This window comes from Pantoea sp., from assembly GCF_032114055.1.
In the GTDB taxonomy this organism is placed as follows: domain Bacteria; phylum Pseudomonadota; class Gammaproteobacteria; order Enterobacterales; family Enterobacteriaceae; genus Pantoea.
The window spans coordinates 288,396-311,585 of sequence record NZ_DAMCTB010000004.1 but is presented as its reverse complement, the minus strand read 5'-3'; the positions used below and the strand labels follow the sequence as shown (position 1 = coordinate 311,585).

Genomic DNA, 23,190 nt, shown 5'->3' with positions numbered 1-23,190 from the left:
TTTAGAGCTGAATTAATCATGCAGCGCTTAATAAATAAAAGCAAAATCAGCCTGATCTTTAATATCGGCTGATTTTTTTCTTTAACGCTGCTGAAGAACATGCCGGTATAAAAAATTAATTATGATACGAATGCATGTTACCGTATTATTTAAAATACTCTGCGTCATTGAAGAGCTTACCAACCTTATCTTTTTCAGAAAGAACAGGCTGTTCACCTTCTATGAGAGGCCACTCAATGCCAACATGTGAGTCATTCCATACCAAAGAATGTTCAGCTGAAGGGTTATAATAATCAGTGCATTTGTAAACGAATTCGGCTGTTTCCGAAGTTACGTAAAAACCATGAGCAAAACCTTCAGGAACCCAGAGTTGTTTTTTATTTTCAGCAGAAAGGTAAACGCCTACCCATTGCCCAAATGTAGCTGAACTCTTGCGCATATCGACAGCCACGTCGAAAACCTCTCCGGCTACAACGCGAACAAGCTTACCTTGCGTATTATCAATCTGGTAATGCATTCCTCTCAAAATCCCTTTCGACGATTTTGAGTGATTATCCTGAACAAATTTCCGAGGACAAACCTGTTCTTCGAATTTTTTTTGATTCCAGGTTTCCATAAAGAAACCTCGTTCATCGCCAAAGACTGTAGGTTCGATAATTTTTACATCTGGAATTTTGGTATCAATTATTTTCATCTTTATGCATCACCACAAATTGCCATTAAATATCTGCCATAATCATTTTTCATATAAGGCCCTGCTAATTCTTTTAACTTTTCCACATCAATAAAACCCATCCGGAAAGCAATTTCTTCCGGACATGCTATTTTAAGCCCCTGACGTGACTCGATAGTATGGATAAAATTATTGGCTTCCATCAGGCTCTGATGCGTACCCGTATCCAGCCATGCATGGCCACGGCCCATAATGGATACAGAGAGTTTGCCCTGCTCCATATAAATGCGGTTAATATCGGTAATTTCCAGTTCACCGCGTGGTGATGGCTTAAGATTTTTTGCCATTTCTACAACGTTATTGTCGTAAAAATAGAGGCCAGTCACCGCATAATTGCTGCGCGGGTTTTCAGGTTTTTCGACCAGCGAGATGGCTTTACCTTCGCTATCAAATTCCACAACACCATAACGTTCAGGATCAGTAACGTGATACGCAAAAACAGTGGCGCCATCTTCTTTGGTGGATGCCGCTTCCAGCTGTTTGTAGAGATCGTGTCCGTAGAAGATGTTATCACCCAGAATAAGCGCGACTGAATCATCACCGATGAACTCTTCACCGATGATAAATGCCTGAGCCAGGCCATCCGGACTCGGCTGCACTTTATACTGGATGGAGATCCCCCATTGTGAACCGTCACCTAACAGGCTTTCAAAGCGAGGTGTATCCTGCGGCGTACTGATAATCAGAATATCGTTAATGCCCGCCAGCATCAGCGTGCTTAACGGATAGTAGATCATGGGCTTATCATAAACCGGAAGCAACTGCTTACTGACTGCCATGGTTACCGGATAAAGACGCGTTCCTGAGCCGCCCGCGAGAATAATACCTTTATTCTTTTTCACAATTTCACCTTCATTGACCAGACCGCGTTTGCGGCCTGCTGAGATTAGTTAAGAGTTTCAAGTAACATACGTTCAACGCCCACTGTCCAGTCTGGCAAGGTCAGACCAAAGGTCTGCTGGAACTTCTCTGTATTCAGTCTTGAGTTTGCCGGGCGTTTCGCCGGTGTCGGGAACGCGCTGGTTGGCACTGCATTGATGGTTTCAACCTGAAGTGCCACACCCTGCGCTTTTGCAAACGCGATCACGCGGCTTGCATAAGCGTGCCAGGTCGTTTCCCCCGACGCAATAAGGTGGTAGAGTCCGGCGACGCTGGGGTTCACCAGCGCGACTCTGATTGCATGCGCCGTACTGTCAGCGATAAGTTCTGCCCCTGTCGGAGCGCCATATTGATCGTTGATGACTGACAGAGTATCCCGGTCTTTAGCCAGTCTGAGCATCGTTTTGGCGAAGTTATTACCCTTTGCGGCATAAACCCAGCTGGTACGGAAAATCAGGTACTTCGCCATGTGACTGACGATAGCCTGTTCCCCTTCCAGCTTTGTCTGTCCGTAAACATTTAACGGCGCGGTCGCGTCTTCTTCACGCCAGGGCTTGTCACCGGTTCCGTTAAACACATAATCCGTTGAGTAATGAATCAGCCAGGCATCGATTTCTTCAGCGGCTTGCGCCAGCGCCTGAAGAGAAGTGGCATTAACCAGACGTGCCTTATCCTGTTCAGACTCGGCTTTATCGACTGCGGTATAGGCTGTTGCGTTTACGATTACGGCTGGCTTGAGCCTGCGAACAGTTTCTGCCACGCCTTCAGGATTTTCAAAATCACCGCAGTATGCAGTGGAATGACGATCGACGACAGTCAGGTTGCCCAGGGGTGCCAGTGCACGCTGAAGTTCCCATGCAACCTGCCCATTTTTACCGAAAAGGAGAATTTCCATCAGCTACGCTTCTCGTAGTTTTGTTCAATCCAGTTCTGATAAGCACCGCTTTTTACATGCTCAACCCATTGAGCATTATCCAGATACCACTGAACAGTTTTCTTCAGGCCCGTTTCAAAGGTCTCTTCCGGCTTCCAGCCCAGCTCTTTTTCGATCTTAGCGGCATCGATCGCGTAACGGCGGTCGTGACCCGGACGATCCTGAACGTAGGTAATCTGATCGCGGTAAGAAGTCTCTTTTGGACGCAGCTCATCCAGCAGTTCGCAGACTTTCAGCACAACATCGATATTTTTCTTCTCGTTGTGGCCACCGATATTATAGGTGGTGCCGGTCTTCGCATTCTTAACAACGGTGTAGAGCGCACGCGCATGGTCTTCGACATAGAGCCAGTCGCGGATCTGGTCGCCTTTGCCATAAATGGGTAACGGCTTGCCTTCCAGCGCGTTACTGATAATCAGCGGAATCAGTTTTTCCGGGAAGTGATAAGGTCCGTAGTTATTCGAACAGTTCGTCACGATGACCGGCAGCTTATAGGTGCGGCCCCATGCGCGGACCAGGTGGTCGCTGGCGGCTTTGGTTGATGAGTACGGGCTGCTCGGGGCATAGGGCGTATCTTCGGTAAACAGTGGCAACTCACCGTCCATTTCATCCGGATGCGGTAAGTCACCATATACTTCGTCAGTTGAAATATGATGAAAACGGAATGCGGCTTTGCGCTCTTCTGGCAAAGCACTCCAGTACTGGCGACTCGCCTCTAACAGAGCGTAGGTTCCTACCACGTTAGTCTGCACAAATTCCGCCGGACCCGTGATAGAACGGTCTACATGGCTTTCTGCTGCCAGATGCATAATGGCGTCTGGCTGGCACTCGTTCAGTGCGTCAGTGATGGCCTGACCGTCACAGATATCGATTTGCTTAAAGGTGTAACGTGGGTTACTGCTCACCGCTTCCAGAGACTCAAGATTGCCTGCATAGGTCAGTTTATCAACGTTTATGACTTCATCGTTGGTATTGTTAATAATATGACGCACAACCGCTGAACCGATAAAACCTGCACCACCAGTGATAAGTATTTTCATAACGTGTTATTCCTGACAAGCTATCTGAGGCATGGGCGCCTGAATAAAAAGCAGACAATCAAAAGCGTTTTCAGAGCACGCTACCGCCCCTGGGTTACAGCTCCCACGATGCTGATTATCTTTGGCCAAAGGAGTATGCTGATGACGGAAATCCGTTGCATAATCAGCATTTCGTTGATTGATATCACTTTATTAATGAAATTATTTAAGTGGGTTTATCAATCAACAATCGCAAATTCTATCACTCAGATATAGCTATTACGAATAAAATGCGAATGTTATAGGGGTGTTAGTTCAACTAATGAGCGCTATAAAGGCGTAGAAGATGGTTGCTGATGCGTCAAGCTGATGCAATCAGAATAGTGATAAACAGCGTTTGCAATAATCTGGCTCAGATATAAAAAAGGCGAACCAGAGTTCGCCTTTTTTATCAATTACTTAAACCCATTCGGGTTCTTACTCTGCCAGTTCCAGGTATCACGCATCATCTCATCGATGCCGCGTGAGACGCGCCAGTCAAGCTTCGTGTTGGCCAGCGAGGCATCGGCCCAGAACGCGGGCAGGTCACCGTCACGACGTGGCTTGATCTCGAAAGGAATCGCCTTACCCGACGCTTTCTCAAACGCCTTGATCATTTCCAGAACCGAGAAGCCTTTTCCGCCACCCAGGTTAAAGGCGGTGTAGCCGTCAACCTGACTCAGATGATCCAGCGCTTTCAGGTGCCCTTCCGCCAGGTCAACCACATGAATATAGTCACGCAGGCAGGTACCGTCTGGCGTATCATAATCGCCACCAAAGACGCCCAGTTTTTCCAGCCGGCCGATCGCCACCTGGGCAATGTAGGGCAGCAGGTTGTTCGGGATGCCGGTTGGGTCTTCACCGATTTCGCCTGACTCATGTGCGCCAACCGGGTTGAAGTAACGCAGTGCAATCGCCTTGAACTTCGGCTCAGCTTTTGCAAAGTCGCGCATCACGAATTCGGTCATCAGCTTCGAGGTGCCATAAGGGCTGGTCGTGCCACCAATCGGGGTCGTCTCGACATAAGGAACCGGCGCATCTGCACCGTAGACCGTGGCTGACGAACTGAAGATGAAGTTCCAGACACCGGCATTCCGCATCTCTTCCAGCAGAACCACGGTACCTGCAACGTTGTTCTCGTAATACTCCAGCGGCATACGGGTCGATTCACCAACCGCCTTAAGTGCGGCGAAATGAATAACCGCAGAAATGCTGTTGGCTGCAAACAGGTCACGCAGGCAGGCGCGGTCACGGATATCGCCTTCAACGAAGGTCGCTTTTTTACCCGCCAGTTTCTCCACGCGGTGGATCGCTTCGCGTGAAGCGTTGCAGAGGTTATCCAGCACCACAACATCATCACCACGCTGCAGCAGCGCCAGTACCGTATGGGAGCCGATATATCCTGCTCCGCCCGTGACTAAAATGGCCATGTGAACTCCTTTCAATCAGCCGCGCAGCGCGCGGCAAATAGGTTACTTTTGTTTGGCGAGAATGGTCTGAATCGCTTCGCGGAAATCGCGACCCTGCGTGTTATTGCGCAGTCCATAGGAGACAAACGCCTGCATGTAACCCAGCTTGCGGCCGCAGTCGAAACTGTGTCCGGTCAGCAGTGAAACATCAACGGTTTTATGTTTGCTGAGGCTGGCGATCGCATCAGTCAGCTGAATGCGGCCCCATGCGCCTGGCTCAGTGCGCTCGAGTTCGGCCCAGATATCAGCAGAAAGCACGTAACGACCCACAGCAGCCAGATCGGAGTTCAGTTCAGCCGAATGCTCTGGCTTCTCAACGAAGCTGGTAATGGTGCTGATATCACCCGGGTGATCGATCGGCTCTTCGGTCGTGATAACAGAATATTCAGAGAGGTCAGACGCGGGCATGTGCTGCGCCAGAACCTGGCTGTGACCGGTCTCTTCGAAACGGGCCACCATGGCTGCGAGGTTATAGCGCATGTGGTCTGCGGTAGAGTCATCCAGCAGGACATCCGGCAGGACCACTACGAACGGGTTATCGCCGATCATCGGGCGGGCGCAGAGAATGGAGTGACCCAGACCCAGCGGCTGTGCCTGACGTACGTTCATGATCGTTACGCCTGGCGGGCAGATAGACTGCACTTCGCTCAGCAGCTGACGCTTCACGCGTGCTTCCAGCAGCGCTTCCAGCTCATAAGTGGTGTCGAAGTGGTTCTCAACCGCATTTTTCGACGCATGCGTGACCAGCACAATTTCTTTAATACCCGCGGCAACACATTCGTCAACGATGTACTGGATCATCGGTTTGTCGACGACGGGCAGCATCTCTTTCGGAATGGCTTTAGTCGCAGGGAGCATATGCATACCGAGGCCCGCAACCGGGATTACTGCTTTAAGCTTGGTCATATTTATTCCGTTTAATAAAATGAAGATGTGGGTCGATTATGCAGGATCGGCCGGAAGTGCAAGTATAATCTTTATCTGAAAAGCGGACAGTAACTCTCTGTCATAACTTAGAAATTCGGCATTTTGCCCATTGCCAGCACCAGCATAAACTGAATAAAGACAATCAGTAATCGGAGAGAGCCTCACCCTTTTTCGTGCAGGTGCGCTACGCAGCTAAGTCCAGCCATAAATGAAAACGGGCGACCCTGAGGCCGCCCGCGAAGATATTCATCTGGTGATTAAAGCCAGCCCTCAAACCACTCCGGCATCACAAACAGATTAAAGTGATTAACCAGCAGCATAACGCCAACAAACACCACCGAAACCGCGACCCACTGGCGGGCATAAGGTATAAACCGGATGCCAATCACCGGTCTGATGAAGAACGGATGCGCCAGGGCAGAAATCAGGATCTGCGAGATAGAGAGCGTCAGCGCCACATAGAGCACGTTTGGCCAGATAAAGGTGGTTGCCAGAACGGCCAGCACGACAATACTTGCCACGATGTTCCAGTAGAACTCGACGTTGGTACGTCCGTTAGCCTGAGAAATCGCGCCAGTCAGCCCGCCCATTGGTCGCAGCATCCCGAACAGCAGCATCAGCGGAATCAGATGATAGACCTGCTCATGTGAAGGACCATAAAGCAGTCGGACAATCACCGGTGAGAGAATACCAATTGCCAGGTACATGGCGCTGCTGAACAGCATAATGCCCAGCGTCCCTTTCAGGAACAGCTTTTTCAGCTGCTCAGGATCGTGCTGTTTTTCTGCAAAACGTGGCAGCGCCAGACGGTTAATCACCGGCGTCACCAGCTTCAGCGGTTGCAGCACCAGCTCTTTCGCCAGCGAGTAGACCCCCAGCATCTCTGCCCCCATCACCTTACCCACCACCAGCGCATCTGCCTGCGTGCGCAGCTGGTTAATGGTCTGCGACCCAAGCTGATAGCTGCCGTAGCGAATCGCCCCGAAGAAGGTTGCTTTGTCAAACTCCCAGGTTGGACGCCACGACTTCTCTCCCAGCGCAATCATGCAGAGAATACGGGTAAAGGCATTGATAAACAGACCGAGGATCGCTGCGGCAACCGTCAGCGAGGTGAACTCCAGCATCGCCACCACACAGAGAAAGGCGAACAGTTTGGTGCCCATCTCGATCTTCGCCAGCGACACCATCCGCTTGGTTTTGATGTAGTGTGCCTGATACTGTGACAGATGCCCCAGCACCAGGAAGTTCAGGCTGGTCAGCATGATCAGCCCTGTCAGTTCTGGCAGATGATAGAACCAGGAGACCGGGAAGGCGATCAGCAGCATGATCAGGCCGGTACACAAGCTGAGCGAAACGTTCACCCAATAGATTGTGCTCTGTTCGCGACGGGTAATGTTCTGGCGATGCACCAGATAACTGCTCATCCCCATATCCTGCAGCACCCCCGCCACCGCCAGGATAGCGTTGATGATGGCCAGCAGTCCCAGCTCATGGGTCTCCAGTTTGCGGGCGAGAAAGCTCAGCTGCGCAACCTGCAGCACTGCCGAGAAGCAGGTGCTGCCAAACAGCCAAATCGCCTGTGACTTAAATCCACTCACACCAGTCGCTCCAGAATCTGCGCCAGTTCGCCGTAGGCGATATGCTGATTAAATTCAGTCTCAACTTTGTGGCGGGCCGCAGCAACCACGGGCGCCACATTCACTTCCCCCTGAGAGAGCTTCAGCAGCGTCTCTGCCAGCGCCTCGGGATCGTCCTCATCCACCAGCCAGCCGGAGACGTTGTTCTCAATCAGCTCCGGAATACCGCTGTGGAAGGTCGACACAACCGGCAGGCCGACCGCCATCGCTTCCATCAGCGCGACCGGGATACCCTCCATATCGCCATCTGCGGCGGTTTTGGATGGCAGCAGGAAAATGTCTGCCTCGCTCAGCGCACGACGGATCTCTTCCTGAGGCTTAAAGCCCGGCATGCTGACGCAATCCTCCATTCCCTCGCGGGCGATGAAATCACGCATCATCTCATCCTGGTCGCCGTTGCCGATTATCGTGTACTGAAACTGACCGCCACGCTGCTTCAGGATGGCGCTGGCTTTAACCGCCACATCCAGTCCTTTTTTCTCCGTCAGTCGTGCCACTGAGACGATACGCAGCGGTTTCTGAAACGCCTGGCGGGGCTGAAAATTAAACTTCTCCGGCTCGATGCCCATACGCGTAACGTGAATTTTTTCCGGCGGACAGCCCATCTCAATCAGCTTGTTCTTCCACAGGTGACTGATAGGCAGCATCAGTTCGCTCTGACGGAACAGATTAACGTAGTCGAGTTTATGCTCTTCCAGAATATGGCGGCGGGAAATATCGGCACCGTGAAACACCGTTGCCTGCTTACCCCGAAGTACGCCCAGTTCACGCAGTTTGTTCGCCAGCGCACCGGCATAGCCGAAATGCACCAGAAACACATCCGCGGTAAAGGTCTGTTTCGCATTAGCCACAATCGACGGCAGCAGCAGTTTGCTCGACTGTGCACCGTAGCGGCGCACATTCAGCGAACGCAGGAGTGCAGGTTTCGTCACTTTAGGCAGCACCAGCCTGATACGCTGATTCAGCTTATCAACAATCGAGATCTTCTCTTCCGGCAGCAGATAGTGGGTTTTTGCCGCCAGACCATATTCGTCAAACGCAGCATGCCGGTTCACTAAATCGCCGGGAAAGACTGAAATAATCTCCACCTCGTAACCGGCGTCAATAAAGTGGGTTACCTGATTTAAAACGAATGTCTCAGAGGCAACCGGGAAACGCATGGTGAAAAAAGTCAGTTTCATCACATTACCCTAATACTTTAAGAATCTCTTCAGTGATCCGGTTGCCAATTTCCCTTTCATTCGCAACGGCCGTGTCGACCTTAAGCTTAATGTTGTCGTAATCGGCAAGAACGGTTTTGACCTTGTCGATCAGTGAGCCATCCATCAGGCTTTTCACATCGGTTGCCATCTGCGGCAGACCGAGCTGGTTCATCACACCCATCGACTTATGCTCATAGTTAATCGCCACGGCCGGGGTGCCAAAGTTCATTGAGATAATCGCCGAGTGCAGACGCGTGCCAATGGTCAGGTGGCAGTGGCTCAGCAGAATACCCAGCTCCAGGTCATTAAACTCATCCATGATGACATGATAATGTTCGGGCTGTGTGACATGGTCGCGCAGCGTCAGCGCGACCATACGGTCATCCTTGGCGTAGCTGTCGATACCGGTGCAGGTCGAGAACGCCACGACCTGATAGCCTTCAGCGATCATGGCGTTGATCACCCGACCAAATGCCGCTTCATACTCTTTCTGTGTCACGCCCAGACGTTTATCAAACGGCGCCAGCTCGCGCACGGTAATGGCGATGGTTTTGCGTCCGTCAATGATGCCCTGCCAGTGCAGCAGGTTATGACTCGGATTTTCAACCTCGCGCGCCTGCACCAGGAAGGCGGTATCAACACCAGGCGCCACTTTTGAGCTGGTTACGCCATCGCGTTTCATCAGGTCGAGGCTGACAGATTCGCGCAGCACCAGGCTGTTAACCCGGTCGAAAACAAAATTCGCCAGCGCATTGACGCGCGGATTCTGGAAAGGTCCGACCGAATGGCCGATCAGGTAGATTGGCTTTTTGGCCATCAGCGCACAGAGCGCATGGTCGAACTGCGTCACGCCATAAAGATCGACGAAAAATGACCCGCCTACCTGAATGATCGCATCATAGTTTGCCAGACTTTCGGTAAAGGCTTTCAGGTGCGGCGGCACAGAGAAAGATTTGAAAATTCCGCCTTTGCCCAGATGCGCCATCATGATGTCAGGCATCAGACGGTTGGCGACCTTACGCTTAAACGAACCGACCAGGCCTTTGCCTGACTTACTGTTGTGCAGATAGAGCGCATCCTGCTGAATATCCTGCTGGAGCAGATAACCGGAGCTGGTTGGATAACGGCTGATCACATCAATGTCTAAATCACTGCGTGCGGACCTCATCGAATCGATCAGTCCTCGCAGAATCGCGCCATCCCCGCGATTCCCACACGTATGGTTACCCACCAATAAAATTTTCATAACAACTCCGAATGAATTTTTTTAATTCTCTAAGCCGCCCGGATCCGAAATGGGCAAAATGGACTCTATTTAAAGTAATGCTTTACGGGATAACGCACCCAAAGGTACTGCTCCTTAAAACCGGCCGCCTCCGTTGTGGCGGCCGTCCTGCAAGGTGTTACGACTTAATCGCAAAATAGGGCAGTGCAACCTGTTTGCCGTTGATCACTACCGAAACAAAGCCTTCCGGTTTGCTGGTATCGACCTGATCGGCGGAGAGCGGACGGGAGGCCATCAGCAGATCACCCTGCTCGTTCGCGCCCACGCCCGCTTTGCCGTTGTGCAGGCTGAAGCGCTGCGGCGCGCGTTTAGTGGCGTCGCCCGCAGGCGGATTGCTTTTTTCCATGCGGGCATTAATCCGCGCACAGCGGCCGGTGACGAAGCGATCTTTCGCGTTGGTTTTCACCAGCACGCCAGCCGAGGGCATCCAGCCCGCCAGTTTGACAAAGAGGCGGACATCGGTGTCATGTTCAGCCACGTAGCGCACATCAAGAACCGGGCTGCTGCCTTCTGCTGACCAGCTCGCTTCCGAAAGATCTTTCTTGCGCTGCACGCGGATCACCGCACGCCCGCCGGTAGTCTTATCGCCAATCAGGTTCATCAGTGGCTTGTCGCCGCTGCCGTTGCTGAACTGCGCCTGACCGAAGATTTCAATCTCCCACGAATCGCCTACCGTCGGTGAGTAAAGCGAACCGAGATCAAACCAGGTCTCCTGATTGGTGTTGTTCTCCAGCCGCCAGCGGGACGTGAGGTAGTTATATTTCAGGCTACCATCCAGTGCGACGCCCCAGGACTCTACGCGGGTTGAGCCCATCTCCCAGATACTGAGCAGACGGTCGCCCTGCATGGAGTTGTCAATCCAGCTGCCCGACTGCAGGCTGGTCTGACGCATATTAAGGCGGGTATTGTGGGCGATAAGCGGATTCTTACAATCCTCCAGGCTCAGCGCATCGACGATCCACTGACCATTGGAGAGATCGCCCGGATTATCACAGTGCTCAATCCAGCCATTGTGAATGATCGACTGGCCGCAGCGTGGCAGGTTCAGCACTTTGCCGCCGCGACAGTGCTGCGCATTAAAGTTCGACAGTTCGATCGCCGTACTGTGATCCCATTTGCCCTGCTTCTGTCCTGACCAGCCCGACTTGATCACATCGCCGCTGCAGCGTGAGGCGTACCACTGGTCAATCTTACAGTCGAGCGTGTCCTGAAGACTGATGGCCGTACCGCCGACGGCGTTAAAACGCAGACAGGCTCCCCGGAAATATTGTCCGCCAGGACAGGTATTATGGAAAAAGCCCTGCTGGTTCGGATGTTTATCGCTGTTGCCGTTAAAAATCAGATTAGAGAGCTCAACACGCCGGGCATTCATCTGGAAAACGAAATCGGACTTACCGTCAGACACAATCGTGGTCGCCGGGAAGTAGCCGAAGTTAACCATTGCACCCGACATGCGGAAGAAGTTGAGGTATTTGTCGCCCAGGTTACAGGCGGAAACCATAAAGGTACCGGCCGGGAACTGAACACAGATCTGCTGGTTAGCCTGTTGTGACCACTGGAACATCGCCATGATGGCAGGCGCACAGTCGGTTTTACCGTCGGCAATCGCACCGAAATCGAACAGCGTCAGGCGGTTGAAATCGTCAACCACACGACGCCAGTAAAAGCCCTCTCCGGCAAAGTTTACGCCGCCATCGTTCTGCGCAGTCTGGAAGCTGCCGACAAACTCGCCACCGCCGACTTCACGCCCTTCATGCCAGCTTTTCAGCTTAACCTTAGCACCCTCAAACAGCGGGCGGGTTTTGCGCAGCTCCGCCACGGAAGCGATCTCGCCAATCAGCTGATAGCCCGCGGGCTGTGCCAGACGCTGACTGAAATCTGCCGCGCCTGGACGGCTGACGTCGGTAATGTTAAACAGTGTCTGGCCGTTGCTATCCTCGACAGCCATAGAGTGCGAAGGGTCCGCAATCAGCGCAGCGTTATCCTGAATAAACTGGGCGAAATTGCCTTTATTCAGTGCAATAGGCTGGGCGATCTGCGAAACCTTGCCGCTGGCATCACGCAGGTAGACCGGGATCTGGTTACCCGGCTTGCTGGCATCCGCGCCGGCTTTGCCGATCCAGAGTTTCCCTTCAAAGCCCTGCCAGAACTGAGGAGGCATCGCGTAGACGTTTTCCGGCGTCAGGATCGGCACATCGCCTTTAGGCACATCCGTTGCGTCAACCGGCTTCAGGGCAATACCGTTACTTTTAGCAGCATAGCTGGAAAAGGTGCTCACGGAGAGAGCCCCCACCAGAGCGGAGGCGGCGGTCTGTAAAACTTCTCTTCTTTTCATGCATCAATTCCCGTAGTCAATAAGGCCAGTGGCCATGGCGGTGTCCCTGAGGCACGTCGCAAGTGAGCTTTTCCAGCTCAGGTTAAACCAGTGACAGCCAGCTTTGCTTGATTTGATTACCGTCGAATTTCAGCGCGGTCTGTTTTGTTTTTTCGCTCATGGCATAGAACAGCGCATCATCAGTAGCGAGCTGTTCCATGCGGGCCAGGAAGGTGGCTTTGTCATTCATCGGCACCAGGAAACCATCTTCACCGTGGTTAATGATCTCCTGGGGTCCGGTCGGGCAGTCGTACGCGACAACCGGCAGTGACCAGGATTTCGCTTCCAGCAGTACCAGCGGCAGGCCTTCATAGCGCGAGGTCATCAGTGCCATGTCGCTGTCACGGTAGTAGTCATTGATGTTGCTGACCTTACCGACAAATTTCACGCTGTCGGTGATGCCCAGTACCGCTGCCTGGTCGTGCAGCTGCTGACGCAGTTCGCCGTCACCGGCGATCACCAGCGTCCAGTCCGGATGGTTGCGGGCGAAGTCACGCCAGATATCCAGCAGCAGATCGAAGCCCTTCTGGTTGTCCAGACGGCCCACCGCCAGCGCCTGACGATGACGGGTCTGACGCGGATAGTTTTTGTACACCACCGGGTTGGGGATAGGCATGCTGGGAATGCGCCAGCGGCTGAACACCTGATGATCTTTTTCGGTCAGAACGATCACGCGGTCGTAGTAGCGCAGCAGCAGAAACTTGAGGAGCTTGATCGGTTTGCTGAAGGAGTTAATGGCGATATGTTCGCAGGCGTAGGCTTTGCCCCGCTTCTTCTTCATTGCCAGCAGATTCCAGAAGGCGAACATCACGCTCAGGCGACCCATGCTGATCAGGAAGACGGTATCGAACCCCTCTTCGTTAATCCGGGTTACCGCGCTTTTAATTGGGTTGCTCTGCCCTTCGAAGCTGACAATCTCTCTGACATGTTCAAACGGGTAAAAGGTTTTTCCGCTGCCTTCCAGCGAGTAGATGGTGACGTCATGCGTTTCGCCAAGACACTCTGACATGAAGTTACAGATGTTCTCGGTGCCCGCATAGGAATAAGCATCTTTGATCACCAGGACAATTTTTTTCATGAAACGCTATCCACCTCAAATTTTAAAGACAATCCTGCCGACGGGCTTAACGATGCTTAAGGGTAAACAGCACACCATTCACCATATACCAGGCGTAATAGTAATAGATTTTTAAAGGATTGTTTTTATAGATAATTCTTAATAATTCAAGGTGCCACTGGGCGGCTTTGTTCTTATTACGTGAAAGGGAATCGCCTAATTCGTAATAGTTGACCAGAATCGTCTGAATTACACGCGCCTGCTTATAGCGGGTGAATAATTCATATAAAAAGAGGAAATCTTCGTGGCCTTTGCGCTGGAAGAACAGGCCCTGTGGTGGACGACGGAAACAGACCGAAGAGAAACAGACGCGATACTGTTTCTTCACAAAGTTTTCCTGCTGCAGATAGGGTTTGCCGTAAGTAATATCGTGCTCAGCCTTGCGGGTTTTATAGTGATATTCAGTAATCACGAAATCATCACCGGCCGCGATGGCGGCAACCTGCTGAGTCAGCTTATCCGCATGCCACTCATCGTCACTGTCCAGAAAGGCGATAATCTCTTCCGTCGCGGCACGCAGTCCGACGTTGCGGGTTTCAGCAGCCCCCATATTGACCGCGTTATCCAGAATAGTAATGCGCGGGTCCTGACAATGTTCACGCACAAATGCCAGCGAGTCATCCGTCGATTTATCGTTTACCAGATAGAGGTGCCAGTCGGTATAGCGCTGATTTATCACCGACTGCACAGCGCGTAACACTGTCTGACGAGCATTGTACATCGGCATGACAATGCCAACGGTTCCAACAGAAGTTTTCATCTTCAACCCTGAATTTAACAAAAAGGAGAGGTGCTCCTGACATCAGGAGCAAGGCGAGGCGCGACGCGCGTCAGGAGATCGCTTTTTCACCGCCAAAGCGCGCTTTAACCTTGTCTTTAACCCGGTTCATAAAATAAGCACGGTTGTCTTTGTTGGTGAGGAAGAAGTAGCGAGCAAAGCTCAGGCTCGCCATCAGCGACTGGCCATCCATTTTGTAGCGCAGCGGCAGCTTAAAGGCTTTGTAGGTGTGGATATCACGCGGGGTAAGATGCGGCTTCATGGTGTCAAGCCAGAACATCGAATACTTCACCGATTCGCCTTTGTGTTTCGAGCCAAATTTTGTGATCAGATGGTAGTTCGCCAGTGGCGCGGCGATCATCACAAACTCGTAGCCCATGCGGTCGGCACGAATGCAGAAGTCATAATCCTGATGGCGGATATAGCGGGTATCGAACTGGATTTTCGCTGCGTCTTCCCGTTTCAGTACAATGGTGCTGGTCTGGATAAAGCCATAGCAGCCGAACAGATACTCGGCAACGGTTTCATTTTTGCCCGGTGACTGCATCGGCATGACTTTCAGGAAGGATCCATCCTGATAGATATTGACCTGGCTGAAAATGATGAAGTCCTGTTTGCCCTGGGCCGTCAGCTGCGTAATTTTTTCACTGACCTGCTGCAGTTTGTCAGCCGCCCACTCATCGTCGGCATCAAGGAAACTGACATAATCCCCGGTAGCCAGCTCAATGCCCTTATTACGCGCACCTGCGCCGTTGAGTTTGACCTCAGAGAGCACCAGATTGATGTCGAGATCCTGATAGCGTTCGCTGCGAACCACATCCGCCAGCGCCGCGGCATCCGCCGATTTGTCATCCACGATAATGACTTCAAAATTGCGATACGTCTGTGCTTTAACGCAATCCAGCGTCGTGACAATCGATTCTGACGCGTTATAAGCCGGAATTACGATGGAGAAACGAATGTCCTTCATTGCCAGCACCTCATTAAAATAGTTCAAAAATAAACCGTTCATTCGACAAAGGTCGATGAAAAACCTGTGTTCTGACAGACGACCGGCCCTGCGTGACGCATTCACACAGAGCCGGTCGCCGGATTTAATGGATCAACCAAAACTCCCGTGCCACTTCATAACCGGTTACCGCCTGCTTGGTTGAAATGGTGTTGTAGTAGAGGTAATAGAGCAGGAAGAAGACCACCATCCCAAACAGGATGGGCTTCCAGGACCGTCTGGCCTGATAGACCAGCGAGGTCAGAATGATCGGCTCCACCTGTTGCAGATAGTTAGAGAGACGCGAACCTGACGGGAAGTTATAGAGGAAGATCCTGATCGCCCCCCCGATAGCAAAGCTCAGAATCAGCAGGTAGTTAAGGCGATACAGTGCATAGTTTTCCCGCTTCAGTTCATCGGTCAGCATGAAATAGAAGAAGACAAACACCAGCATGATGTTTTTCAGGTTCGATACGGCCAGAATGCTGCCACTTGTTGAGTAAGAGGCGTCATTGTTATAGGCCGATGCCCTCTCCCCCAGCGATCCCAGATGTCCGGCGATCAGGCCAATAAAGCTGGATCCACCCACGACGGACAGCGGCACGCTGGCAACGATGATAATGACCGGCCACCAGCGCCAGTCACGAATAAACAGGAACGGAATCAGCGTGACGACCATGACACCGGTATTGTGACTCGTGAACGACAGAATAAAGAAGACGAATGCCCACCAGTAGTGCCTGAGATAAATCGACCACAGGACGCCGAGGAACAGCGCAGAACTCAGGCCAAAGCGAATCTGGTTGATGTCTTTGTTGATAAAGATGTGTGCCGAATAGAGCGCCAGTGCCAGTACCGGAAAAGGCGACATCTTCCTGAAAAAGTAGGTATTAATGAAAACGGCAATGGCACAGAAGATAAACAGAAAGATGCTGGCATTATGCGAAAAGACACTGGACACCCAGGCTATCGCAAAAATCAGCGGTTCGTAGCGGAAAAACGCAACGGTTTTGAAAAAACCATTGATCTCGATACGCCGGACAAAGTCTGTAAAGAAACTACGGTACTGGAAGTCATCCATGCCGGTGCCGAGGCCGCGGATCCCCCCAAAAATAATCAACATAACGGCGGCAAAACAGAGCAGCCAGGTCAGAACATGATTTGTGCGTTCGTCTTTTTTAAGTGCGATTTCAAACAGTGAAAGCAGCAATAAAAAACCTGATACATACCAATAGGGAGCCATGGTGTGATTCCTTAATTCCACAAGTGCTCATGCCAGCAATTATCCCGCTTCGCCTTCCCGACTGGCTTTTCCGCAAGCCTGTCAGCACAGTAACAACCAGTGTGCAGGCGATGCCATGCTGGTAATGAATTCTGTTGAGTGACGTTCGCCATGCGATGTATAGATTCATCGCTTATGTGGGTTGGACAGAATAACCTGTGTAAATTGTTGCGTGTCGTCATTAAGAGACGATAAAAAGGGGCGGTCAGACCGCCCCCTGTTTATTGCTCAGTAATCAGCTTTTATCTGTCTTACCGTATTCGTAGGCGTAGTAGTCATAACCGTAGCCATAGGCATTCGCGGCTTTACGCACCACGGCGTTGAGGATCACACCTTTAATCTCAATACCGTTCTGGGCGAAGCGTCTGAAGCTGACATCCACTTCTTTCGTGGTGTTGGCTTCGAAGCGCGCCACCATCAGCGAGGTGCCCGCAAGCTTACCGATGATTGAGGCGTCGGTGACGGCCAGAATCGGCGGCGTATCGATCAGCACCAGGTCGTAGTTCTGGCTCGCCCAGTCCAGCAGCTCGCCCATGCGACGGTGCATCAGCAGTTCAGAAGGGTTCGGTGGAACCTGACCGCGTGGCAGGAAATCAAAACCGTACACACCCTGCTGAATCAGCGCCGGACTGAACGCCGTTTTGCCCGACAGGACGTTTGACAGTCCCGCTTTGTTCTCTGCACCCAGCAGTTCGTGGGTATAGCCACGACGCATGTCACCATCGATAAACAGGACACGCTGACCCGCTTTAGCAATCAGAGTCGCCAGGTTGGCACAGATAAAGGTTTTACCAATACCCGGGCTGGCACCCGTGATCATCAGGATGTTGTTTTTGGCTTCCATCATCGCGAAGTGCAGGCTGGTACGCAGGCTACGAATCGCTTCAATAGAGAGGTCGGTCGGGTTACCCAGCGCCAGCAGCGTTTCATGCGGGTCGGTTTTCAACTTAGACTTACTGGCACGACGCGCCAGCGCTTCGGTATCTTTCTTACGCTGCCAGTCAGAGAGTGGCACGCTGGCATAGACGTTCATGCCCAGCTCTTCCAGCTGCTCCGGATTCTCGATGCCGCGATGCAGCAGGGCTTTCAGCAGCACCAGGCCCACTGACACGAACAGACCAGCAATCAGGCTTGCCGCGATGATCAGCATTTTCTTCGGTGCAACCGGTGCATTAGCGGTCTGCGCGCTGTCGATGATGCGGACATCACCTACGGTGCTCGCTTTGCTGATGCCCAGCTCCTGCTGACGGTTCAGCAGCTGCATGTAGATCTCCTGACCAGACTGCACGTCACGCGTCAGACGCAGAATTTCCTGCTGAGTCTGTGGCATGGCTGAAATTTTCTTGTTCAGCTGCGCCTGCTCATTTTCCAGCGTTTTGCGTTTTTCCAGCAGCGCACGGTAAGTCGGGTGATCTTTGGTAAACAGCTGAGAAACTTCGGCTTCACGGAAAGTCAGTTCGTTCAGCTGGCTCTGCACGCTGACAGAAGAGTCCAGGGCAGATTTCGCTTCCAGTGACAGGTCAACCGATTCGTTCTGGCGACGGAAAGCGTTCAGTTTGTTTTCCGCATCATCCAGCTTGCTGCGTACAGCAGGCAGCTGAGTGCGCAGGAACTCCAGGCTTTTCTCGGCCTGCTCAGACTTACGCTCAACGTTCTGCAGCAGATAGTTGTTTACGATCTGATTCAGGACCTTACTGATCTGTTCAGGGTCTTCACCCAGATACTCCAGACCCAGTACGCCGGTATCTTTCCCTTTGTCCGCCACGGTCAGGTTAGAGAGCACGGAACGGATGGCCTGCAGGTCGTTCAGCTTGGTCACGGTGAAGCTGGTGCCTTCATCGGCTTTAATGTCGCTGACCAGCATGCTGACGTCGCCATGCGACTCCAGCTGGCCAACTTTGCCTTTGAACAGCTCATCGCCATCTTTTGAGACGGTGTAGCTGTCTGGCCCTGTCACTTCCAGTTCAACATTACGTTTGTCGATAGTGCGTGGGATTTCCAGACGCGAAATCGCAATCGTCGCGGGCTTGTTACCCATCAGGCGGGACAGACCTTTACCGATAACCGGGAAATAGTTCTGCTCAACCACGGTATCCAGACCCAGATCGTCAACGGTTTTGCCGATGACCATACGGGATTCCAGAATTTCGATCTCAGTATCTGACGCAGGCGTCGGTGGCAGAATGCTGTCAATTTCGTTCAGAACGGTACTGGCATTCTTCTGCTCAACCTGAACCAGCGCATCTGCACTATAAATCGGTGTTGCAAACAGTGTGTAGAGCGTTCCCGCCAGCATGAAAAATGCGGTAACGGCAACAATGATCCAGCGATGATCAATTAGCTGTCCCACAAGGTGCGCCAGATCCCATCCATTCGAATCCTCTCCCGGCGCGGTACTGACCTTATTTTTTATATTCATGGATAATCCCAACTATCGGCTTAATACGTTGACCCATTTCTGAGTAGCGTTTTCCAGTAACCCGTAAATCTCTTCAAAGGCCTCACGGCTTTTTCTGTACGGATCCGCAATTTCTTTTTGATTCAGCCAGTGCCCAAGCAGCATGGTTTTACCCCGTGCAGCCGGGTCGATGCGGTTCACCTGATCGATGTGCCGCTTCTCCATCACCAGAATCAGGTCAGCATTGCGGCACATCTCTGCCGTTAACTGCTGCGCCTGATGTCCTTCCAGCGACAGACCCTGCGCCGCAGCGACCTCAGACGCCATCCTGTCGGCCGGGTGGCCCACCAGGGCCCCCAGACCGGCAGAACGGACATCTAAATCTGGCAACGCGCGTTTAAACAGGCGTTCCCCGGTAGGCGAGCGACAGATATTGCCGACGCAAACGACGAGCACGGACGTAATCATGGACGGACCTTATCTTCCCCAGGTACGGATACGCGATGCGGCCTGCGTCGCATCGTTGATACCGGCGATGGTTGGTATCAGTTGCGAAATCACACGGTTCCAGCGCGTCAGCGGCGTTGAGGTGACATAGACGATGTCATAAGGCTGCAGCTGGAAATCGGTTCCCATTACCATGGATGCCGCATCTTTGGTGTTCAACTGATAGATGTTGGCGATCTTATTGCGGTCGGTACCGTGCAGTGGACGAATAACAAAGACACCGGTGGCGTCAGAGGTGGTCTGATCCATCCCCGCCGCATTGCCCAGGGCTTCCGCCAGCGTCATGCCGCTGCGGTCCATTTTCAGGGTGGTCTGCTGTTTCACTTCACCCATCACGAAGATTTTCAGATCATCGTTACGCGGTACGTAAAGAATATCGCCCGGATAGAGGAGGTGGTTCTGGCTCAGGTCGCCATTCTGCATCAGCGCCTGCAGCGAAATACGCTGTTCGCGACCATTGTGCGTCAGTACGACGTTGCGCCAGTCCGCATCAGCGGCGAGGCCGCCCGCGGCGTTGATCGCATCCAGAATCGTTAACGGCACGTTAGTGATTGGCTGCTGACCTGAGGTCGTGACAGAACCCGTGACATAAGCTTTCTGCGATTTAAAGGAGGCAACGCTCACATCGACCTGTGGGCTCTCAATGTACTGCGCCAGGCGACGCGCAATTTCATTACGCACTTCGCTAACGGTACGGCCCGCTACACGCACACGGCCAATGTAGGGATAGAAGATGGTGCCATCAGAGTGCACCCAGTTACCGGTGTCGCTGGCGCTACGGTACTGACCCGCAGGGGTCGTCAGTTCCGGGTGATCCCAGACGGTCACGGTCAGGACGTCGCCCACACCGATACGGTATTCATAGTTCTGAATTTCGTTCTGCAGAGAAGGATTGGTCTGCGCCACCAGCGGCTTAGGACGCATCTTCTCAACCAGTGAAGGCGTTAACGGAAAGACGTTGACATATTTATCAATGTCAAAGTTGCTATCCTGCTGCTCGACAACATTTTTTCCCGATGTAGAAAGATGCTGACCGGGTTCAATCGTACACCCGCTGAGAATTGTGGCGGATACCAGTAAGGGTATCAATTTCATTTTGATTGTAATCATTTAGATCTTCGCTATCAGTTATTGATTGATAGAGGCGAAACCGCCGCTGTGTAAGCGTCCAACAAAAAGTAAATCCTGTGTGACTTAAGCTCTGAACCGGTCGTTCATTATCCTTGCTCCACTTGTTATACGGCATGACCATCTGTCAGGGTCTGTCCAGAATGCCACGCATCATAACGAACTTATGATGCGCGAAGATATCCCTGATGATGGTCACGACAACGACACGCCTGACAACGGCACAACCCCTCTGAGCATGCGTTAACACGCCCCCGACTCACGATTAATAAGCACCGTCGCGTTTCAGTACCACGCCCACTGTTTTGAACAGAATGGCGATGTCATTCCACAGAGACCAGTTTTTCACGTACCACGAGTCGAAATAGACGCGGGTTTCATAGTCAACGTCATTACGACCGCTGACCTGCCACAATCCCGTCATGCCTGGCTTTGCCATCAGGTAATAATCAACATCGCCTGCATAACGACAGAGTTCATCTTCAATGACCGGACGAGGACCGACCAGACTCATATCACCGCGTACCACGTTCCAGAGCTGAGGTAACTCATCAAGGCTGGTTTTACGGATAAAGTGACCCACTTTCGTAATACGGGGATCGTTTTTGAGTTTAAAATCTTTATCCCACTCCGCACGGGCCACCGGGTCAGTTCGCAGTACTTCCTCCAGAACCTCTTTGGAATTAATGACCATCGAACGGAATTTCAGGCATTTGAATTTACGACCGTTCATGCCGACGCGTTCATGGCCATAAATCGGCGGTCCGCCATCACGGCCAACCAGGAAGCCCAGTACCAGCAGCGCAGGCATCAGCATGAGGATAATTGACAGTGCACCGACGATATCGAATGTGCGCTTCAGGAAGCGTGAAGTGCGTTTCGCCAGGTTGTTCTGCACCCGCAGGATCATCACTTCATGGCTGAAGATATAGGCCATATCCGTGCCGTACAGCGGTACACCACGCAACGTCGGGATGACCGAGACTGAACGGCAGTTATGCATTGCCAGCGACTTGAGCCACATGTCGCGATACTGACTCTGCTCATACTCTACGGCCACGATAAACTGGGTTTCGCTGCTCGTCAGGTTCCAGAGCTCCTGCTCATCACGCAACACCGGCACGCCGTTCAGGATCTCCTGCGGACAGGTGCCATCAACATCATAAAAGGCGATAACGTCGAAACCCATCACCTCTTCACTCTGCAGCGCCTGCCAGGCTTCATGCGCGTTTTTGCTGCTGCCGATAATGATGGTCTGCTTTTTCCACAGCCCCTTTTTGTTCAGCAGCCGTTTAGCCAGCGCACGACAGGTTGGAATTAAAATCAGTGCCAGTACCCAGGTCAGCAGCCAGACGAAGCGCGACATCTGCCACTGAGACAGCGCGGTAATCGACAGGTCGATAACAGAAAATATCAGAATGGTACGAAAAACTTCTTTTAATTCGAACCAGAAAGGTTTGCGGTAGGTGTAGTGACGAAGCCTTACCCAGAACCAGCCAATACAAATTACTGACAGACAAATGTGCGTAGCAATTTTTAAATGCAGTTCTTTTTCAGAAATATCTGCCAGAGGCGAATTCGACTGAACATTAATTAGCATCATCGCTATAAATAACGCTGCGTTGAAACAAATTAAATCTGAACAGGCCAGCATTAATTTGGTAATAAGACTTTTAAACGTAAATTCTGTATCGCGCATATTTAACTCTTTATTTTATTTCCTTTAACCCGCAACGGCCATCGCCTGTTTAATCATTGAGCGATGAAAACCTCTCAAGACCAAGCCGTTTCTGAGGGGAGCTCCTGCGGCGTTTACGCCCGTGATCTTAACCATAAAACCAGTAATATTGTGATGAATACCAACAGATTACTCTGACTTTAACCTTCGCCAGCACTGCTCATTTTATCAACGAAAAACGCGATTCAGGCACGCTACCGCCCTTGGCTGTCGCTGCCAATATCGCTGTCATCATTCATATTGCTCCCCGGAATGCGCAGCGTTTCCAAAACACACCATCTGACGTTCAATGATGAATTACGTATTCCTGACATAACGGATAACGTCGAATCGGTACGCAAATTACGACTCTGGGGCAGAGTTTGCTAACTTGTTGCTATACTAGTTATTACTGGCTTGTTTACAAGCAGGTCCCGCCATCCCTCGACTATTTTAGGAAAAAGACTACCAGCAATTAGTATTGATGCCGGACGGGCAGCGCAATCCTTTGCGCATAATTCGGATTAATGCCATACCCGCGTTAAGATAAATCGCATAAGCCCGGCAGGTGAATATCCTCTTTCCTGGACAACACGCTTCACTATTTTTCCGGTTCACCTCTGCGGAATTAATCAAAACCTCGCACACTCGTGGTCATATTTCGCACAATCCCGTGGCCCGGATGACGCGTTTCTCCCCTGCCCTGCCATTTGTGCCCGACCAGGCACTCCACTATCATCAGAGAAAACGTAATTTGAGACATTCAGGTGAATAAGA

Annotated in this window: 18 protein-coding genes; all 18 read right to left on the bottom strand. The window is 51.8% G+C overall.

Going from position 1 to position 23,190, the window contains the following annotated elements; all coding sequences use genetic code 11:
• Positions 1–145: 145 nt before the first annotated feature.
• Complete coding sequence (gene rfbC, locus RT657_RS09600) at positions 146–694, bottom strand: dTDP-4-dehydrorhamnose 3,5-epimerase (RefSeq protein WP_313654071.1); 549 nt, start codon at positions 692–694, stop codon at positions 146–148.
• 2 nt (positions 695–696) lie between these two features.
• Positions 697–1,575: a glucose-1-phosphate thymidylyltransferase RfbA gene (rfbA, locus tag RT657_RS09595; protein WP_313654069.1), complete on the bottom strand. Its 879-nt coding sequence runs from the start codon at positions 1,573–1,575 to the stop codon at positions 697–699.
• A 44-nt stretch (positions 1,576–1,619) separates the two neighbouring features.
• Entirely contained in the window at positions 1,620–2,507 is an 888-nt protein-coding gene (gene rfbD / locus RT657_RS09590) for a dTDP-4-dehydrorhamnose reductase (protein WP_313654068.1), read from the bottom strand.
• A complete protein-coding gene (rfbB, locus tag RT657_RS09585) occupies positions 2,507–3,586 on the bottom strand; it encodes a dTDP-glucose 4,6-dehydratase (RefSeq protein WP_313654067.1) in 1,080 nt (359 codons plus the stop codon). The genes rfbD and rfbB overlap by 1 nt, the downstream gene beginning before the upstream one ends.
• Before the next feature lie 434 nt (positions 3,587–4,020).
• A complete protein-coding gene (galE, locus tag RT657_RS09580) occupies positions 4,021–5,034 on the bottom strand; it encodes a UDP-glucose 4-epimerase GalE (RefSeq protein WP_313654066.1) in 1,014 nt (337 codons plus the stop codon).
• 42 nt (positions 5,035–5,076) lie between these two features.
• On the bottom strand, positions 5,077–5,979 hold the full coding sequence (gene galF / locus RT657_RS09575; protein ID WP_313654064.1) for a UTP--glucose-1-phosphate uridylyltransferase GalF: 903 nt from the start codon (positions 5,977–5,979) through the stop codon (positions 5,077–5,079).
• 278 nt (positions 5,980–6,257) lie between these two features.
• Positions 6,258–7,598 carry a lipopolysaccharide biosynthesis protein gene (locus RT657_RS09570; protein ID WP_111139201.1) on the bottom strand — a complete coding sequence of 447 codons (1,341 nt, stop codon included), beginning with the start codon at positions 7,596–7,598 and terminating at the stop codon, positions 6,258–6,260.
• Positions 7,595–8,818, bottom strand: a complete 1,224-nt coding sequence (locus RT657_RS09565; RefSeq protein ID WP_313654062.1) for a glycosyltransferase — start codon at positions 8,816–8,818, stop codon at positions 7,595–7,597. Before RT657_RS09565 ends, RT657_RS09570 begins: the two co-directional genes overlap by 4 nt.
• 4 nt (positions 8,819–8,822) lie before the next feature.
• Complete coding sequence (wcaK, locus tag RT657_RS09560; RefSeq protein WP_313654061.1) at positions 8,823–10,085, bottom strand: colanic acid biosynthesis pyruvyl transferase WcaK; 1,263 nt, start codon at positions 10,083–10,085, stop codon at positions 8,823–8,825.
• Positions 10,086–10,242: 157 nt separating this feature from the next.
• Complete coding sequence (locus RT657_RS09555; protein ID WP_313654058.1) at positions 10,243–12,459, bottom strand: phage tailspike protein; 2,217 nt, start codon at positions 12,457–12,459, stop codon at positions 10,243–10,245.
• 82 nt (positions 12,460–12,541) lie between these two features.
• Entirely contained in the window at positions 12,542–13,576 is a 1,035-nt protein-coding gene (locus tag RT657_RS09550; protein WP_313654056.1) for a glycosyltransferase, read from the bottom strand.
• A gap of 46 nt (positions 13,577–13,622) precedes the next feature.
• Positions 13,623–14,375 carry a glycosyltransferase family 2 protein gene (locus RT657_RS09545; RefSeq protein ID WP_313654055.1) on the bottom strand — a complete coding sequence of 251 codons (753 nt, stop codon included), beginning with the start codon at positions 14,373–14,375 and terminating at the stop codon, positions 13,623–13,625.
• 70 nt (positions 14,376–14,445) lie between these two features.
• A complete protein-coding gene (locus RT657_RS09540; RefSeq protein ID WP_313654054.1) occupies positions 14,446–15,363 on the bottom strand; it encodes a glycosyltransferase family 2 protein in 918 nt (305 codons plus the stop codon).
• 124 nt (positions 15,364–15,487) lie between these two features.
• Positions 15,488–16,624, bottom strand: coding sequence for an EpsG family protein (locus RT657_RS09535; RefSeq protein ID WP_313654053.1), 1,137 nt, complete (start codon positions 16,622–16,624; stop codon positions 15,488–15,490).
• A gap of 274 nt (positions 16,625–16,898) precedes the next feature.
• Positions 16,899–19,082, bottom strand: coding sequence for a tyrosine-protein kinase Wzc (gene wzc, locus RT657_RS09530; RefSeq protein ID WP_313654052.1), 2,184 nt, complete (start codon positions 19,080–19,082; stop codon positions 16,899–16,901).
• A gap of 12 nt (positions 19,083–19,094) precedes the next feature.
• Positions 19,095–19,529, bottom strand: coding sequence for a protein tyrosine phosphatase (locus RT657_RS09525; RefSeq protein WP_313654051.1), 435 nt, complete (start codon positions 19,527–19,529; stop codon positions 19,095–19,097).
• Positions 19,530–19,538: 9 nt separating this feature from the next.
• Positions 19,539–20,678 (bottom strand): polysaccharide export protein, encoded by a 1,140-nt coding sequence (locus RT657_RS09520; protein WP_313654050.1) that lies wholly within the window; start codon positions 20,676–20,678, stop codon positions 19,539–19,541.
• A 283-nt stretch (positions 20,679–20,961) separates the two neighbouring features.
• On the bottom strand, positions 20,962–22,395 hold the full coding sequence (gene wbaP, locus RT657_RS09515; protein WP_313654049.1) for an undecaprenyl-phosphate galactose phosphotransferase WbaP: 1,434 nt from the start codon (positions 22,393–22,395) through the stop codon (positions 20,962–20,964).
• Positions 22,396–23,190 lie beyond the last annotated feature (795 nt).